Annotated in this window: 13 protein-coding genes; 7 read left to right on the top strand and 6 right to left on the bottom strand. The window is 65.8% G+C overall.

From position 1 onward, the window contains the following. Positions 1-132 precede the first annotated feature (132 nt). The 5 genes from HEQ16_11930 (at position 133) to HEQ16_11910 (ending at position 7,252) form a co-directional block, all read left to right on the top strand. Positions 133-726, top strand: coding sequence for a DUF2497 domain-containing protein (locus HEQ16_11930; protein MCO4054734.1), 594 nt, complete (start codon positions 133-135; stop codon positions 724-726). A 129-nt stretch (positions 727-855) separates the two neighbouring features. Continuing rightward, a complete protein-coding gene (locus HEQ16_11925; GenBank protein MCO4054733.1) occupies positions 856-3,564 on the top strand; it encodes a valine--tRNA ligase in 2,709 nt (902 codons plus the stop codon). A 243-nt stretch (positions 3,565-3,807) separates the two neighbouring features. Then, positions 3,808-4,386: a DedA family protein gene (locus HEQ16_11920; protein ID MCO4054732.1), complete on the top strand. Its 579-nt coding sequence runs from the start codon at positions 3,808-3,810 to the stop codon at positions 4,384-4,386. Positions 4,387-4,665: 279 nt separating this feature from the next. Then, positions 4,666-6,396, top strand: coding sequence for a dihydroxy-acid dehydratase (ilvD, locus tag HEQ16_11915; protein MCO4054731.1), 1,731 nt, complete (start codon positions 4,666-4,668; stop codon positions 6,394-6,396). After that, positions 6,383-7,252 carry a sel1 repeat family protein gene (locus HEQ16_11910; GenBank protein MCO4054730.1) on the top strand — a complete coding sequence of 290 codons (870 nt, stop codon included), beginning with the start codon at positions 6,383-6,385 and terminating at the stop codon, positions 7,250-7,252. The genes ilvD and HEQ16_11910 overlap by 14 nt, the downstream gene beginning before the upstream one ends. Before the next feature lie 18 nt (positions 7,253-7,270). Here the strand turns inward: HEQ16_11910 and xth are convergent, their stop codons facing one another. The 6 genes from xth to HEQ16_11880 all read right to left on the bottom strand — a co-directional run bounded on the left by xth (position 7,271) and on the right by HEQ16_11880 (position 12,237). Then, positions 7,271-8,053: an exodeoxyribonuclease III gene (gene xth, locus HEQ16_11905; protein ID MCO4054729.1), complete on the bottom strand. Its 783-nt coding sequence runs from the start codon at positions 8,051-8,053 to the stop codon at positions 7,271-7,273. 69 nt (positions 8,054-8,122) lie between these two features. Further along, positions 8,123-8,836, bottom strand: a complete 714-nt coding sequence (locus tag HEQ16_11900) for an LrgB family protein (GenBank protein MCO4054728.1) — start codon at positions 8,834-8,836, stop codon at positions 8,123-8,125. Beyond that, complete coding sequence (locus HEQ16_11895; GenBank protein ID MCO4054727.1) at positions 8,836-9,216, bottom strand: CidA/LrgA family protein; 381 nt, start codon at positions 9,214-9,216, stop codon at positions 8,836-8,838. Before HEQ16_11895 ends, HEQ16_11900 begins: the two co-directional genes overlap by 1 nt. Positions 9,217-9,320: 104 nt before the next feature. Continuing rightward, entirely contained in the window at positions 9,321-10,493 is a 1,173-nt protein-coding gene (locus tag HEQ16_11890; protein MCO4054726.1) for an isovaleryl-CoA dehydrogenase, read from the bottom strand. Between the two features lie 553 nt (positions 10,494-11,046). Further along, positions 11,047-11,214: a 50S ribosomal protein L33 gene (rpmG, locus tag HEQ16_11885; GenBank protein MCO4054725.1), complete on the bottom strand. Its 168-nt coding sequence runs from the start codon at positions 11,212-11,214 to the stop codon at positions 11,047-11,049. A 138-nt stretch (positions 11,215-11,352) separates the two neighbouring features. Next, the gene (locus HEQ16_11880; protein MCO4054724.1) at positions 11,353-12,237 is read right to left on the bottom strand and encodes a pantoate--beta-alanine ligase; all 885 of its coding nucleotides are present in this window, start codon (positions 12,235-12,237) and stop codon (positions 11,353-11,355) included. Positions 12,238-12,354: 117 nt separating this feature from the next. Here HEQ16_11880 and HEQ16_11875 point away from each other — a divergent pair, with 117 nt between their 5' ends. Together HEQ16_11875 and HEQ16_11870 are read left to right on the top strand one after the other, a co-directional pair. After that, positions 12,355-13,068: a VWA domain-containing protein gene (locus HEQ16_11875; protein ID MCO4054723.1), complete on the top strand. Its 714-nt coding sequence runs from the start codon at positions 12,355-12,357 to the stop codon at positions 13,066-13,068. Further along, the gene (locus HEQ16_11870; GenBank protein MCO4054722.1) at positions 13,068-13,772 is read left to right on the top strand and encodes a DnaJ domain-containing protein; all 705 of its coding nucleotides are present in this window, start codon (positions 13,068-13,070) and stop codon (positions 13,770-13,772) included. The genes HEQ16_11875 and HEQ16_11870 overlap by 1 nt, the downstream gene beginning before the upstream one ends. Positions 13,773-14,069: the final 297 nt, after the last annotated feature.

The following is a 14,069-nucleotide window of genomic DNA, read 5'->3' as shown; positions in this document are numbered from 1 at the left end:
ACCCGTGACCGACGGCATTTTCCTGTGGGCGCCGTTGGACCCCAGGTTGTGAAACCGCCGGGACGTGCTCTAATCAAGTGGCGCAGGAATTGATTCTTCCCGCGTTTTGGCGCGTGGCACACCGGGTTGATTATGACGGCTCTCGCAAAAGGCAACGAACCCTCCATGGAGGAGATCCTCGCCTCGATCCGGCGCATCATCTCCGATGATGAGCAGGTTGCGGCTGCCGACAAGGAGGAGCCTGCGGCTTTGCCGGCCTCGGTCCCGGCTGCCCCCGACGTTCTTGACCTTGCCGTGGAGGCGAAGCCGTTGGCGCTCGCCGAGGAAAGTCAGGGGCAGGACGACATCGATCTGATGTTCTCCGATGCTGAGCCTGAGCCTGAGCCTGAGCCGGTTCCGCCCCCGCCACCTCCGGTCATGGCCGACATTCCGCCGCCGCCGCCGCCTGCGCCGCCCCCCCAACCGGTGGCTCCTGTTGCGCCCGCAGCCTATGCGGTGCCCGAACCGGCTGGCGAGCTTCTTTCGGCGGCTGCCAGCGCCTCCATCGCCGGCGCCTTCTCGTCGCTGTCGAACACGCTGCTGACGGGCAATGCACGGACGCTCGAGGACCTCGTCAAGGACATGATGAAGCCCATGCTCAAGGCCTGGCTCGACGACAACCTCCCGATGATCGTGGAACGGCTGGTCAAGGCCGAGATCGAGCGCGTGGCGCGCGGCGGGCGCTGAGCCCGGGCGGCGTCCTGACAATGCTCATTGACGAACGCCGCGACCTCGGCTTTTAGGAACGGGCATCGGCAAAGACGATTTCCAGCCGGGCTGAACCAGCCCGGCTTTTCCGTTTCGAGGTCTGCCCCCATGATGGATAACCGTTTCGAGCCGGCTGCGGTCGAGGCGCGCATTGCACAGCGCTGGGCCGAGGCCAACGCCTTCGCCGCCATGCGGCCCGGCCGGGAGCAGGCCGAACCCTATTGCATCGTGATTCCGCCGCCGAACGTCACCGGCTCGCTGCATATCGGGCACGCGCTCAACAACACGCTGCAGGATGTGCTCTGCCGATACTGGCGCATGAAGGGCAAGGATGTGCTCTGGCAGCCAGGCACCGACCATGCCGGCATCGCCACGCAAATGATGGTGGAGCGCAAGCTGGCGTCCGAGAACCGTGCCGATCGTCGCTCCATGGGCCGCGAGGCCTTCCTTGGCGAGGTGTGGAAGTGGAAGGAGGAGAGCGGCGGCACGATCGTGAAGCAGCTCAAGCGCCTTGGCGCATCCTGTGACTGGGGTCGCGAGCGCTTCACGATGGACCCGGGCCTGAGCGAGGCCGTGCTCAAGGTGTTCGTGGACCTGCACTCCAGGGGGCTTATCTACAAGGCGAGGCGGCTGGTGAACTGGGACCCCAGGCTGCTCACGGCCATTTCCGATCTCGAGGTTGAGCCGCGCGAGATCAAGGGGCAGATGTGGTATTTCGACTATCCACTTGCCGATGATCCGTCCGTGACGATCACCGTCGGCACGACGCGGCCCGAGACGATGCTGGGCGACACGGCCATAGCGGTGCATCCCGAGGACGATCGCTGGAAGCCTCTGATCGGCAAGATGGTGCGCCTGCCGCTGGTGGGACGCCTGATCCCGATCGTGGCCGACGCCTATTCCGACCCGGAAAAGGGGTCGGGCGCGGTCAAGATCACGCCGGCGCACGACTTCAACGACTTCGAGGTCGGTAAACGCCACGATCTGCCGCTGGTGAACATTCTCACCGCCGATGCGAAGGTCACGATCCTCGACAATCCCGAGTTCGTCACCGGCATTCCGGGCGGCGTGCTCGCCGACGACCTGCGCCATCTTGACGGGCTCGACCGCTTCGAGGCGCGCAAGCGGGTGGTGGCGTGGTTCGAGGAGAATGGGCTGCTCCGGAAGGTCGAGCCGAACGCCCATGCCGTGCCGCATGGCGACCGGTCCGGCGTGCCGATCGAGCCATGGCTGACCGAGCAGTGGTATGTGGATGTGAAGCCCCTGGCCGAAAAGGCGATGGCCGCCGTCCGGGAACGCCGCACACGGCTGCACCCGCCCGAGCGCGAGAAGATCTTCTTCCAGTGGATGGACAACATCGAGCCGTGGTGCGTCTCGCGCCAGCTCTGGTGGGGCCATCAGATCCCTGCGTGGTATGGGCCTGACGGCGCGCCATTCGTCGCGCTGGATGAACAGTCCGCGGCGGACGCAGCCGAGGCGCATTACGGCGCCAAGGTCACGCTGACGCGCGATCCTGACGTTCTGGACACCTGGTTCTCGTCGGCGCTCTGGCCGTTCTCCACGCTTGGCTGGCCGCAGAACACGCCCGAACTCGCCAAGTTCTACCCGACCAATACGCTCGTCACCGCTGCCGACATCCTGTTCTTCTGGGTGGCGCGCATGATGATGATGGGCGAGGCCTTCATGGGCGGAGCCCCTTTCGCGGATGTGATCCTGCACGGGATCGTCCGCGACGAGAAGGGCAAGAAGATGTCGAAGACGACCGGCAACGTCATCGACCCGCTTACGGTCATCGACCAGTATGGAGCCGATGCGATGCGCTTCACGCTGGCGGCTATGGCCAGCTCCGGGCGCGACATCAAGCTCTCGATGGCGCGCGTCGAGGGCTACCGCAACTTCGCGACCAAGATCTGGAACGCGGCGCGCTTCGCGGAGATGAACGGCTGCGCCCGCGTGGCTGGCTTCGATCCTGCTGCGGTGCGCGAAACCCTGAACCGCTGGGTTCTGGGCGAGGCGGCGAAGGCGGCGCGCGACGTCGGCCAGGCCATAGAGGCCTTCCGCTTCAATGATGCCGCCGACGCGGCTTACCGCTTTGTCTGGGGCACCTTCTGCGACTGGTATGTGGAACTCTCCAAGCCCGTGCTTCAGGCCGAGGGCGAAAGCGCGGCCAAGGATGAGACACGCGCCACCGTGGCCCATGTCATCGATCTGATCGCGACCCTGCTGCATCCGTTCATGCCGTTCATGACCGAGGAACTCTGGGCCGTGAAGGGCGAGCAGGGGCCTGCCCGCGAGAGCTTGCTCTGCCATGCGCCCTGGCCGGCTCTGGACGGGCTCGAGAACGGGGAGGCGGAAGCCGAGATCGGCTTCGTGGTCGATCTGATTTCCGAGATCCGTTCTGTCCGCACCGAGATCAACGTGCCTGGCGGCGCGCAGGTCGAACTCGTGCTGGTGGGCGTCAGCGAGGCGACGCGCGCCATCATGGGCCGCTGGGAGGCCATGATCGCCCGGCAGGCGAGGGCGTCGGCGATCCGCTTCGCCGATGCTGCGCCGGCCCATTCCGCCCAGATCGTGGTCCGCGGCGAGACCGTGGCCATGCCGCTTGCGGGCGTGATCGACCTTGGCGCCGAAACCGCGCGGCTGACGAAGGAACTGGCGAAGCTCGATGGCGAGATTGCCGGCGTCGAGCGCAAGCTCTCGAACGCGGACTTTATCGCCAAGGCGCCTGAAGAGGTGATCGAGGAGAACCGCGAGCGGATTGCCGACGCCCGCGCGCGGCAGGCCAAGATCCGCGAGGCGCAGGCCCGGCTGGGCTGAGCGAGCCCGCTGGCCGTGCGCCGCCGAAACGCGCGTCGCCACGGTTTGGGCCGGGTCCTGAAAGGATGAAATACGGCGCGCCATGCCCGCTTTTTTCTTGCGCAGGCGCCTTGCGCCGCTGGCAAGTTGACCGGCAGTGCGCTATCTCCCGCTCGCCCGCGCTCAACGCGGGCAACCGGGACACCGCCCAAGGCAGCACGCCCGTTCTATCATTCTCGATCCTGCACGGATGTGTCTGCCACCATGCTCAAGCGAGCCTATGACTGGGTTGTGTCCTACGCGAGCCACCCGCGCGCAGTTTGGGTCCTTTTCATTGTCACCTTCCTCGAAAGCTCGGTCAGCCCAATTCCGCCGCTGCCGCTGCTGATACCGATGTGCCTCGCCCGGCCCGAGCGCTCCTGGTACTACGCATTTGTCTGTTCGGTCGGCGCGCTGCTGGGCGGCTATCTTGGTTATGCTATCGGATGGCTGCTCTACGACACGGTGGGGCTGTGGCTGATCACGCTCTACGGGCTCGCCGACCAGGCCAGCACCATGGTGGATAGCTCCAAGCACATCTGGTTCTGGGTGCTGCTCACCAAGGGGCTGACGCCCATCCCGTTCAAGATCGTGACGATCATGTCGGGTTTCATCCACTTCGACCTTACGCTCTTCACGGTCGGCGCCTTCGTCTCGCGCATCACCTTCTTCATGATGTTCGCCGTTGCGCTGCGCTTCTACGGCGAGAACATTCGCCTGTTCATGGAGAAGCATCTGCCGCTCGCGACAGGCATCTTGCTGTTCTTCATCGTGGGCGGCTTCCTGCTGCCCGCGCTGGTTTGAGCGATCGAATTGTTGCAAAACTAGCACAGCCCATAATGATTCAGATTCGGAGGCGCAGACGCTGGCGCCTTGCCCCGATTGCGCCACAAAGCATGAGCTTTGCTGTAGGTCGTAAGGCGTTGATAACCGGACTGTTTACGCGCTCCTCTGCCTGCTCGCGGCCTGATCGTCATCAGTCCGCCAGCGCATCGGTCGTGTTGCCGATTCATCCGCGTTGATGGCAAATGAGCGCCGGCCGAAAAGCGGCTGAACGCAAGACGATGTCTGGGGGACCGAAAAATGAGCGAACGGGTTTTCGACAAGGCCAAGCTGCCCAGCCGCCACGTTTCCGTCGGACCGTCCCGCGCTCCCCACCGCTCCTATTATTACGCGATGGGCATGACCACGAAGCAGATCTCGCAGCCCTTCGTCGGCGTCGCGAGCTGCTGGAACGAGGCTGCCCCCTGCAACATCGCCCTGATGCGCCAGGCCCAGGCCGTGAAGAAGGGCGTCGCCTCTGCTGGCGGCACCCCCCGCGAATTCTGCACCATTTCCGTGACCGATGGCATCGCCATGGGCCACCAGGGCATGAAGTCCTCACTGGCCTCCCGCGAGTGCATTGCGGACTCGGTCGAGCTGACCATGCGCGGGCATTCCTATGATGCGTTGGTGGGGCTTGCCGGCTGCGACAAGTCCCTTCCGGGCATGATGATGGCCATGGTGCGCCTCAACGTGCCGTCGGTCTTCATCTATGGCGGCTCGATCCTGCCGGGTCGCTTCAAGGGCAAGCCCGTGACCGTTCAGGATGTTTTCGAGGCCGTCGGCAAGCACTCGGTCGGCGCCATGTCGGACGAGGACCTGCTGGAGCTCGAGCAGGCTGCCTGCCCCTCTGCCGGCTCCTGCGGTGCCCAGTTCACCGCAAACACCATGGCCACCGTGGCCGAGGCCATCGGCCTCGCCATGCCGTATTCCTGCGGCGCGCCAGCGCCTTACGAAGTTCGTGACACCTTCTGCTACACCGCCGGCGAACTGGTGATGGACCTCATCGCCAGCAATATCCGCCCGCGTGACATCGTGACACTCAAGGCGCTCGAGAACGCCGCGACCGTGGTCGCAGCATCGGGCGGCTCCACCAATGCTGCATTGCACCTGCCGGCCATCGCGCATGAGTGCGGCATCAAGTTCGACCTTTTCGACGTGGCCGAGATCTTCAGGAAGACACCCTACATCGCGGACCTCAAGCCGGGCGGCAAGTACGTCGCCAAGGACATGTTCGAGGTCGGCGGCATTCCGTTGCTGATGAAGACGCTGCTCGACCATGGCTATCTGCATGGCGACTGCATGACCGTGACGGGCCGGACCATGGCGGAGAACATGGCTGCCGTGAAATGGAACGACCAGCAGGATGTGGTCTACCCCGCCAACAAGCCGCTGACCAGGACCGGCGGCGTCGTCGGGTTGCGTGGCAACCTCGCGCCCGAAGGCGCCATCGTGAAGGTGGCCGGCATGCCGCGCTCGGCGCAGAAGTTCTCCGGCCCGGCGCGCTGCTTCGACAACGAGGAAGAGTGCTTCGAGGCGGTGAAGAACAAGCGCTACAAGGAAGGCGACGTGCTCGTGATCCGCTACGAGGGCCCCAAGGGCGGCCCCGGAATGCGCGAGATGCTCGCGACCACGGCGGCACTCTATGGCCAGGGCATGGGCGACAAGGTGGCCCTCATCACCGATGGCCGGTTCTCCGGAGCGACGCGCGGGTTCTGCGTGGGCCATGTCGGACCCGAGGCGGCTGTCGGCGGGCCGATCGCACTCGTGCGCGATGGCGACATCATTGATCTTGATGCCATCAAGGGAACGCTCAAAGTTCGCCTTACGGCCGCCGAATTGCGGGCGCGTAAGAAGGACTGGAAGCCCCGCGGCACGGATTACACCTCCGGCGCACTCTGGAAGTATGCCGATCAGGTCGGGTCGGCGCTGAACGGGGCTGTGACACATCCGGGCGGAGCCCACGAAAAGCATTGCTATGCGGACATCTGACCTTGCACTCATTGTCCTGGTGATCGGGTTCTCTGCTCCCGCGCTGGCGCAGGACAATGCGCTGTCGGTCGTGCAGTCGCCGGCGCTGAAGGCTGCGCCCCGCGCGGTGCTGGCGCCTTCGGCTGGCGCGGCGCAGGCCGTGCCGCTCGCGCCCTTCTCCTCGGTGCGCGACGCCATCAGGTCGGGTGTGAAGGATTACAATGCAGGCGACAAGATCGGCGCCGCCCGGGCGCTGGAGTTCGCGGCGGGGCAGGGGCACGTGCTCGCCCTTTGGAAGCTGGGCAAGATGCACTCCATCGGCGACGGCGTGCCGCATGACGACCTCAAGGCCTTCGAGTATTTCTCCCGCATCGCCGACGAGTTTGTCGACGAAACACCGGGAACGCAGAACGCCCGTGTCGTTTCGTCCGCCTTCACGCAACTTGGCATCTATATGCGTGACGGCATCCAGGGCTCCTATGTGAAGGCGAACGCCGCACGCGCGGTGGAGCTGTTCCAGTATGCGGCGAGCTACTATGGCGACGCGGATGCGCAGTTCGAGCTCAGCCGGCTCTATCTGCAGGGCCGGGGCGTGCCCAAGGATGCGCGGCAGGCGGCGCGCTGGCTCAACCTGTCCTCCGAGAAAGGACATGTCGAATCGCAGGCCCTGCTGGGACAACTCATGCTCACGGGCGCGGCTGGTGTTCCGCGCCAGACGGCGCTGGGCCTGATGTGGCTGACCCTGGCGCGCGATGGGGCTGACCCCGAGCGCCATGCCGAGATCATCGACGCGCACCGCGCCGCCTTCGAGAGCGCGTCGGTCGAGGATCGCGAGGCTGCGCTGCTCTTCCTCCAGCGCCAGGTGAACCGGCGCTGACCGACCCCCGGCGGGCGTTCAGGCCCGCAGTTCCACGCTCACCGGCACATGGTCGGACGGCTTCTCCCAGGCGCGCGTGTGCTTGTGGATGGCCGTCGCCGCCAACCTGTCCGTGGCCTGCGGCGAGAGCAGGATGTGGTCGATTCTGATGCCGTTGTTCTTCTGCCAGGCGCCGGCCTGATAGTCCCAGAAGGTATAGAGCCTGTCTGCGTCGGTGGTGGCGCGCACGGCCTCGGTGAGGCCCACATGCAGCAACTCGCGGAACTTGGCGCGGGTGCCGGGCACAAACAGTGCGTCATTGGCCCAGACGGCCGGGTCGTGGCAGTCGCGCGGCTCGGGGATCACGTTGTAATCGCCGGCGAGAACAAGCGGCTCCTCAAGCGTCAGGAGTTCCCGCGCATGGGCGATCAGGCGATCCATCCAGGCGAGCTTGTAGGGATACTTGTCGGTGCCGACAGGGTTGCCGTTCGGCAGATAGATCGAGGCGAGGCGCAGCACGCCCGAGCCGAAAGGCAGGACGCCCTCCAGATAGCGAGCCTGTTCGTCGGACGGATCGCCGGGCAGGCCGCGGCGCACATCCTCGAGCCTCGCCTTGGACAGGATCGCCACGCCGTTGAAGCCCCTCTGGCCATGGGTGGTTACATGATACCCGGCCGCCTCGATCCCGGCGCGGGGAAAGCCTTCGTCCTGCGTCTTGATCTCCTGCAGGCAGATGGCGTCAGGCTGCGCCTCGCTGAGGAAGGCCAAAAGCTGGTCGAGGCGCTGGCGGACGGAGTTCACGTTCCAGGTGGTGATGCGCATGGCGTGCTTCCGGCAAGGCTGACTGGCAGCCTGTCATAGGAGCGGCGGCGGCTTCGCGCCACCGCAAACTCAGCGCAGCCAGCTCACCAGAACAGGCACGATGAGGGCGGTGATGAGGCCGTTCAGGCCGAGCGCGATGCCGGCGAAGGTGCCCGCCACCGGATCGACCTGGAAGGCGCGGGCGGTGCCGATGCCGTGCGAGGCGACGCCGGCCGCGAAGCCGCGCGCGCGGTAATCGGTGAGCTTCAGCGCGTTCATCAGCGGCGTGACCATGATCGCACCCAGTATGCCGGTGGAGATCACCAGCGTCGCGGTCAGGGATGGATTGCCGCCCAACCCGTCGGAAATGCCCATGGCGATGGCGGCCGTCACGGATTTGGGCGCCAGCGAGGCCAGTACCTCGAAGGGCGCGCCAAAGGCCCAGGCGATGCCGACGGCGGAGATGACGGCGGTGAAGGCGCCGGCCACCAGAGCGGCCGCAATGGGCAGGAAGGCACGCCTCACCACGGGCCAGTTGCGATGGAGCGGGATGGCGAGCGCCACCGTGGCGGGGCCGAGCAGGAAGTGCACGAACTGCGCGCCGTCAAAGTAGACCTTGTAGGGCGTGCCGGTGAGCCAGAGCAGGAGGGCCAGGATCGCCACCGCGATCAGCACGGGGTTGACGACCGGATTGCGGCCTGCCGCCTGCGAAAGGCGATCGGCCAGCGCATAGGCCGCCAGCGTGACAGCAAGCCAGAGGAGCGGGCTTGCAGCGAGATAGACCCACAGGAACTGGGGCTGCATCACTCGTCCCCTGGTGCTCGCGTCATCGCGGCCACCTTGTCGAAGACGAGCGCCGTGACAGCCAGCGTGAGCAGCGTGGAGATCACCAGCGCCGCGATCAGGCCCACCCCGTGCTGGGCCAAGGTGCCCAGATGCGCGACGATGCCCGCGCCGGCCGGCACGAACAGCAAAGACAGATGCGCGATGAGGAAGGCGGAGACGACGCCCAGCGGCAGCGTCTCGACAGCAGCGGCGGCGGGCCGGAGGCGCGAGCGGCCTTGCAGCGCTGCGAAAAGCAAGGCCATGCCCAGCACAGGCCCCGGAATGGGCAGCGTCAGGCCGCGCGCCAGCGCCTCGCCGGCAAGCTGGCAGCCGATCAGGATAAGGATGGCTTCGATCATGGAGGGAAGGCCCTGCGGGAATCGGATGCGAGAACGGCATCCACGCCCATCCTGAGCCTATCGGGCTGCGAACTCCAGCCTCACCGCGCGAGGCCGGTGGTCGTTCACCGCGTCTTCTCGAACAGTTCGCGCCCGATCAGCATGCGGCGGATCTCGCTGGTGCCGGCGCCGATCTCGTAGAGCTTGGCGTCGCGCAGCAGGCGCCCCGTCGGGTAATCATTGATGTAGCCATTGCCGCCCAGCAGCTGGATGGCGTCAAGCGCCATCTGCGTAGCCTTCTCCGCCGCGATCAGGATGGCGCCGGCTGCGTCCTCGCGGGTCGTCTCGCCGCGATCGCAGGCCTTGGCCACGGCGTAGACATAGGCCTTGCAGCTGTTCATCGTGACATACATGTCGGCGACCTTGCCCTGGACGAGCTGGAACTCGCCGATTGCCTTGCCGAACTGCTTGCGCTCATGGATGTAGGGCATGACCACGTCCATGCAGGCCTGCATGATGCCGAGCGAGCCAGCCGCCAGCACCGCGCGCTCGTAGTCGAGCCCGCTCATCAGCACGTTCACGCCCCGGCCGAGCCCGCCCATGATGTTCTCTTCCGGCACTTCGCAATCCTCGAAGACGAGTTCACCGGTCTCCGAGCCGCGCATGCCGAGCTTGTCGAGCTTCTGGGCGATGGAGAAGCCCTTGAAGCCCTTCTCGACCAGAAAGGCAGTGATGCCGCGCGAGCCTGCCTCCATGTCGGTCTTGGCATAGATGATCAGCGTGTCGGCGCCTGGCCCGTTGGTGATCCACATCTTGGAGCCGTTGAGAACGTAATGGTCGCCGCGCTTGTCGGCGCGCAGGCGCATCGAGACGACATCGGAGCCGGCCCCGGGCTCGGACATGGCCAGAGCCCCGAGATGCTCGCCCGAGACGAGTTTGCCCAGATAGCGCTTCTTCTGCGCATCCGTGCCCCAGCGGCGAAGCTGATTCACGCAGAGGTTGGAATGCGCGCCATAGGACAGGCCGACCGAAGCGGATGCGCGCGAGATTTCCTCCATGGCGATGCAGTGCTCCAGATAGCCGAGGCCCGCGCCGCCCCATTCTTCCTCGACCGTGATGCCGTGCAGGCCGAGCGCGCCCATCTCCGGCCACAGATGGCGTGGGAACCAGTCTTCCCTGTCGATCTTCGATGCCAGCGGGGCGATCTGCTCCTGCGAGAAGTCGCGCACGGTCTCGCGGATGGCTTCGGCGGTTTCGCCAAGGTCGAAATTGAAGGGGCGGGGGGCGTTGGCGAGCATGATCATGTCCTCGGGCGCATCTTCCGGGTGATTTGGGTTGTTCTAGCAGGTGAGGCGCATTTGTCATGCCGCGCCGGGACACCACCCTGGTGCGCGAATGCGGCAACCCGAAGCGCGCTGCTTACGCCGGTAACCTTGTCGGGCAGCCGCCTTTCTGCGCCACGCCTAACGGACCTGTTTAAGCGGTAAGGTTTACAGCGAATGAATCTGCCAAGAGCGCTCCCCGCGCATTGCTTCACGGCGCGAATGCTCGCTAGGATCTTTTTACGGACGGCGCGCAAACAGCGCCGCAAAGACGCCCCCGGATGCTCAGGTCCGCCGCATCTCCTGGGAATTCGTGGGCTCGGCCGGTTGGTTGCGGGAGTTTCTGGCCTCCTCAGATCCGCAGCCAACCGGCTTTTTTGCCGTCGTCATGGATGGCGCCGGGCAGGCGAGCCCTTGCCGGTCAGGGCGTCGGTGAACCGCCATTCCTTCAGGCCCGAAACACAAAAAGCGCCCCATGGGAGCGCTTTTCATCATGTTCCAGAATCGCTTGAAGCGAAGTGCTCCCAGATCACTTGATCTTGGCTTCCTTGAACTCGACGTGCTTGCGCGCAACCGGGTCGTACTTCTTTTTCGTCATCTTCTCGGTCATCGTGCGCGAGTTCTTCTTCGTCACGTAGAAATAACCGGTGTCGGCTGTCGACACGAGCCTGATCTTGATCGTCACGGCCTTGGCCATAGGTCACCCGTTCATCTCAATGGCGCGCCGGGAGGGCCGCGCGACAAAAAACGCCGGGACGAGTCCCGACCGAAATCTGGCTGCGTTTTGACCGCGGCAGCCGGCGAAGTCAAGCGATTTTGCTCCGGCATGGGTGCGTCACACCCCGATGTTGTCGATCAGCCGGGTCGAGCCGATGCGGGCCGCGACCAGCAGGCGCAGCGGCGCTTGCGTCACCAGCGCCACCGGCAGCAGGTTCTCCGCTTCACGCAACGCGAGATAGTCAAGGACAAATCCTGCGTTGCAGATGGCCGCCCGGCCGCGCGCCAGCGCCGCCTCGACCGGCTCTCCCGCGCGGATGGCGGCCGCCTCCGTCACCATGGTGCGATGCAGGGTCAGCGCGGTGGTGCGTTCCTGTGCCCCAAGGAACCGGTTGCGCGAGGACATGGCGAGCCCATCGGGATCACGCACCGTTGGCGCGCCGATCACCTGCACGCCAAGATCGAGGTCGCGCGCCATGTGGGTGACGACCTTGAGCTGCTGGAAATCCTTCTCCCCGAACAGAGCGACATGCGGACGGCACTGGGTGAAGAGCTTGCACACCACAGTCGCGACGCCTGCGAAATGGGTCGGTCTGAACGCATCCTCGAGCCCGACCGCGGCGGGACCGGCAAGGCTTACGGTGGTGGCGAAGCCAGCCGGATACATTTCCGTCGCGTCGGGTGCGAAGATCAGGTCAGCCTTGGCCTCTGTCAGCTTGTCGCGGTCGGCGGCGAAGGTGCGGGGATATTTCGAGAGATCCTCGGTGGGCGCGAATTGCGTGGGATTGACGAAGATCGATACGACGACGCGGTGGGCCCGGCGTCTTGCGGCCCTGACCAGCGAAATGTGCCCTTCGTGCAGGGCGCCCATGGTCGGAACCAGCGCCACGCGCTCGCCAGCATGGTTCCAGCCAGCGACAAGCCGGCGAAGCGCCGCGACGCTGCGGACGACAGTGATCTTTGCCAAGGCGACATCCTCCGCCGGCTCCAGCCGGGCCGGCATGACGGGGGCGTAGCAAATTGACCGGGGAAGGCCAATATCTAGCCGACAGCCTTGTCCATATCAGAGGTGATGATGTCGATTCCGACCCGCAAGCCCGCAACAACGCCACCGCCCGGCGTGACGACAGCCGGTACGCTGCCCGGCCCGGCCGGCTCTCGGGCAGACATCGAGAGCTTTCTTGAAACGGCGAAGGCTGTGGCCGCCACCGCGCCTGCGGCCGGGGCGGGCCGGCTGATCTTCGGCATGGATGCAACCATGAGCCGCCAGCCGACCTGGGATCTGGCCTGTTCGCTTCAGGGGCGGATGTTCGAGGCCTGTGCGGGCCTGGGCGGGCTTGGCGTCCAGCTTGTCTATTTCCGGGGGCTCAACGAGTGCCGGGCCTCGGGCTGGGTTGGTGATCCGCGGCGCCTGACCGAGCTGATGTCGCGCATCGACTGCCGGGGCGGACACACGCAGATCGGCAGGGTCCTTGCCCATGTCCGCGATGAGACAAGGCGCGCGCCAGTCCGCGCCTTCATCTTCGTGGGCGACGCAATGGAGGAGCATGCGGACGACCTTTGCGCTGCGGCGGGACAACTCGGGCTGCTCGGCGTGAAGGGCTTCGTGTTCCAGGAGGGCCATGACGCCGCAGCGGCCAATGTGTTCCGCGAAATCGCGCGGCTGACGGGTGGCGCTTATGCGCGCTTCGATTCGGGTGTGGCCCAGCAGCTCCTTGATCTTCTGAACGCGGCGGCGTCCTATGCGGCTGGTGGACGGGCTGCCCTCCAGCAACTCGCCGACAGGGAGACCGGGGCGCGCGGGCTGCTGATGCAAATGAGGAAAGGCGGCTGATGGCCCTGCTCTACGGCTTGGCGACGCTGATCGCGGTGTGGTGGGGCGCGAAGCTGTTCGTCGGCTCCAACCCCGCCCGGCTCGCCGGCCTGATGAAGAAACTCGGAGGAGCCGCTGCCATGGGTGTGGCAGCGCTGCTGATGATGCGCGGCCGCATCGACCTGGCCATGCTCGTGGCCGGATTCGGCGCGTGGCTGCTCGGGTGGGCCTACAGCCATCCGCTGGCGCAATGGACCCGGAGCTGGAAGACCTCGCAGGGGCAACGCTCGACGGTGGCCTCACGCACCCTGTCGATGGAGCTGGATCACGACAGCGGGGCGATGCGCGGTACGGTGCTGGCGGGCTCCTTCACGGGGCGCGAGCTTGACAGCCTGTCGCCGGCCGAGTTGTCGGCCCTGATGGCGGAGGTCGAACAGGCCGACCCCGACGCAGCGCGCCTGCTAGAGGCTTATCTGGACCGCCGGTTTCCCCGAGGGCGTGCTGACGCTCAGCCGGATGGTGACGCGCGGGCGAGCAGCGCGCACCGCTCTGGCGCGATGACCAAACAGGAAGCCTATGACATCCTTGGGCTTCAGCCTGGGGCGGACGAGGAGGCGATCCGGCAGGCCCACAGGAACCTCATGAAGCGGCTGCACCCCGATGCCGGCGGCAGCAGCGCCCTGGCCGCGCGGGTCAACCAGGCCAAGGATGTGCTCTTGACGTGACATTATGCGCGCCTTTCAGGTGCGGGTGGCGAAGCAGGCAAAGCCGCTGCGCTTGAGTTCGCGGCAGGCATTGTTGGCGTCGGACTGATCGCCGAAGCCGGCGAAGCGGGCGCGGAACAGGGTGGAGCCGCCGTGCTCGACGCTCTGGGTGAAGCCACGCGCCGAAGAAAGAGCTGGTGACCTGGCCTTGGCGTTGGACAGAATGCTGCGCGCCTTGCCCTCTTCATCGGTGGCGCCAAGCTGGATCATCCAGCCGCCAGCGAGGCTGCGTTGCGGCGCAGGCTCGGGCTCCGCCTT

Origin of the sequence: Bosea sp. (in: a-proteobacteria), from assembly GCA_023910605.1 — a bacterium.
Lineage (GTDB): Bacteria > Pseudomonadota > Alphaproteobacteria > Rhizobiales > Beijerinckiaceae > Allobosea.
The sequence above is the reverse complement of the archived record's forward strand: the minus strand, read 5'-3'. Positions and strand labels throughout refer to the sequence as shown.

What these genes read in the sequence shown, in the direction of transcription:
- HEQ16_11910 (MCO4054730.1), top strand. Translation starts at nt 6,383, where the DNA reads ATGCGGACATCTGACCTTGCACTCATTGTCCTGGTGATCGGGTTCTCT.
- ilvD (MCO4054731.1), top strand. Translation starts at nt 4,666, where the DNA reads ATGAGCGAACGGGTTTTCGACAAGGCCAAGCTGCCCAGCCGCCACGTT.
- HEQ16_11925 (MCO4054733.1), top strand. Translation starts at nt 856, where the DNA reads ATGATGGATAACCGTTTCGAGCCGGCTGCGGTCGAGGCGCGCATTGCA.
- xth (MCO4054729.1), bottom strand. Translation starts at nt 8,053, where the DNA reads ATGCGCATCACCACCTGGAACGTGAACTCCGTCCGCCAGCGCCTCGAC.
- HEQ16_11930 (MCO4054734.1), top strand. Translation starts at nt 133, where the DNA reads ATGACGGCTCTCGCAAAAGGCAACGAACCCTCCATGGAGGAGATCCTC.
- HEQ16_11920 (MCO4054732.1), top strand. Translation starts at nt 3,808, where the DNA reads ATGCTCAAGCGAGCCTATGACTGGGTTGTGTCCTACGCGAGCCACCCG.
- HEQ16_11870 (MCO4054722.1), top strand. Translation starts at nt 13,068, where the DNA reads ATGGCCCTGCTCTACGGCTTGGCGACGCTGATCGCGGTGTGGTGGGGC.
- HEQ16_11890 (MCO4054726.1), bottom strand. Translation starts at nt 10,493, where the DNA reads ATGCTCGCCAACGCCCCCCGCCCCTTCAATTTCGACCTTGGCGAAACC.
- HEQ16_11900 (MCO4054728.1), bottom strand. Translation starts at nt 8,836, where the DNA reads ATGCAGCCCCAGTTCCTGTGGGTCTATCTCGCTGCAAGCCCGCTCCTC.
- HEQ16_11880 (MCO4054724.1), bottom strand. Translation starts at nt 12,237, where the DNA reads ATGCCGGCCCGGCTGGAGCCGGCGGAGGATGTCGCCTTGGCAAAGATC.
- HEQ16_11895 (MCO4054727.1), bottom strand. Translation starts at nt 9,216, where the DNA reads ATGATCGAAGCCATCCTTATCCTGATCGGCTGCCAGCTTGCCGGCGAG.
- rpmG (MCO4054725.1), bottom strand. Translation starts at nt 11,214, where the DNA reads ATGGCCAAGGCCGTGACGATCAAGATCAGGCTCGTGTCGACAGCCGAC.